Raw genomic sequence first — 1,855 nt, 5'->3', positions numbered from 1 at the left:
CCGCCGGCTCTGCCAACCGAAGCCGGAATCAACATGCCCAAAATGGACATTGGCACCAACGAGCAGACCGAAGAATGCTCCCTAAACAATCTGTAAATACTGTCTCAAATAGTTTGACACGCTCCGGGCGCTACGCCGACGACGCACATCTTCAAGCTCCCGATCGGGATGGTAGGCGGCCGCAAGGCCGACTTCTCCACGTCGGTCGATAACGAGTGCTTATGCCTACGCCTGTTCAAGGAGTACGGACTGCCCACGGCGAATGCCGAGATTGCGACGTTCGGCTCGCAACGGGTGCTCGTCGTCGAGCGTTTCGACCGCGCGCTGTCGGCCAACGGCAAGCAGCTATTCCGGCTCGTCCAGGAGGACTTCTGCCAGGCAACCGGAAGCTCACCGCTGGTGAAATATGAAAATGAAGGCGGCCCAGGCTTGCAGCAGATGTTCACCCTGTTGCAGCAATCGCAGCAGGCCGTCGCAGATATGCGCACGCTTATGGCCTCGCAACTGCTTTTTTGGATGCTGCGCGCACCGGATGGTCACGCCAAGAACTTCAGCATTCAGTTGCTCGCCGGCGAAGGCCGTTTCAAGCTGACGCCCATCTACGATGTGATGTCAGCGTATCCCGTTATCGGCGCTGGGCCTAACCAGTGGGCAGACCAGGACATCAAGATGGCAATGGCCCTACTCGGGAAAAACCGGCACTACCTGGCGCGCAGCATCACGCGACGACACTTCAATAGCACTGCGAAGAAAGTCGCCTACGGTGACAGCGCCGAGCCGCTGCTGCAAGACTTCATCGCCCGCACGCCTGCGGTCGTGGAAAAGGTCCGCGCCGACCTTCCCGCTGGATTTTCGGAAAAGGTCGCCGACAAGATTCTGAGCGGCCTGCTCGACGCGGCGAGCGCACTTGAACGGATGGGGCCCGGCTAATCACAACAGCTTGTTCCTGATGAAGTGTACAGAAATTATTGTGACTTGCAGCGAACAGAAGCTGATGCCTTGCAAGGCGCACGCCGCGCCGCAGTGCCATCACTGCTAACGGTGGGCAACTCCGAACGGCTCCGCTTGTGCAAGCCGGCAATGACAAGAATGCATGCGTACTTTTAAGCAGGAAGTGCATTCCAACGCAAGGAAACAGCCAGTTCCTCTGCTACGACCTTCGCATCGCTCAGAAACTGTACGGCGGATGTCGGCAATGGATAACGGCTGATGATGTCAATGCGCAGCGACTTTCCTTGTGCGGCGGCGGGATACGCCTCGTACATTTGGCCGCTCTCGACAAAACCAAAGTACCAGTTCAACTTGCTTTGCAAGGCCAGCAAATGCTCACGTTCATCAGGCCAGTCCCACGAGTCGAGGATCGTCAGGACAACGCTGCCCGATACAGGTTCAGTGCCGACAGCGTTAACCACGCTTGGATTCTCAAGTCCCAGCCTTGGCATTTTTAACGCATGGTGGTTGCACTGGTCCTGGGTTCAGCCGGAGCCTCGGATGAACTTTATTGGCTCTACTAGATATGTCAGTAAGAGATCATCCAAACAAATATATATATATATTAATGTTTCAATTACACCTACAATTAGTTGGCTTTGTAAGAGGGGGAAATTAGCCGAACGCGGCTTTTTTGGCATTTCCCTAACCTGAATGTTGCACAAACCACCGCCGCAGCTTCACTTTTCCGATGCAGAACCTTTTCAACTTGAATCGGAATGTCGCGGGCAATGGCACCCCTACCCAATTGAACGGGACAGTCAATGAAGCGGTTTGAAGGTTGAAGTTTGGCGGCGTGTGGTCGATTCTCGGCAGACCGGACGTGACCCCGTCAGGACGAGTTTAGCGTCGTTGCCGGCCTCGA

The 1,855-nt window shown here is 55.5% G+C and carries 1 protein-coding gene and 1 pseudogene; one reads left to right on the top strand and one right to left on the bottom strand.

Annotated elements, in window-relative coordinates; all coding sequences use genetic code 11:
* Positions 1 to 126: 126 nt before the first annotated feature.
* Positions 127 to 930, top strand: a pseudogene (locus F1735_RS33355) (HipA domain-containing protein); the annotation flags it as partial.
* A gap of 173 nt (positions 931 to 1,103) precedes the next feature.
* Here the strand turns inward: F1735_RS33355 and F1735_RS33350 are convergent.
* Positions 1,104 to 1,412: a DUF6572 domain-containing protein gene (locus tag F1735_RS33350; protein ID WP_167241273.1), complete on the bottom strand. Its 309-nt coding sequence runs from the start codon at positions 1,410 to 1,412 to the stop codon at positions 1,104 to 1,106.
* Between the last annotated feature and the right edge of the window lie 443 nt (positions 1,413 to 1,855).

Origin of the sequence: Massilia genomosp. 1 (assembly GCF_011682185.1) — a bacterium.
GTDB classification, from domain to species: domain Bacteria; phylum Pseudomonadota; class Gammaproteobacteria; order Burkholderiales; family Burkholderiaceae_D; genus Telluria_A; species Telluria_A rubra.
The sequence above is the reverse complement of the archived record's forward strand: the minus strand, read 5'-3'. Positions and strand labels throughout refer to the sequence as shown.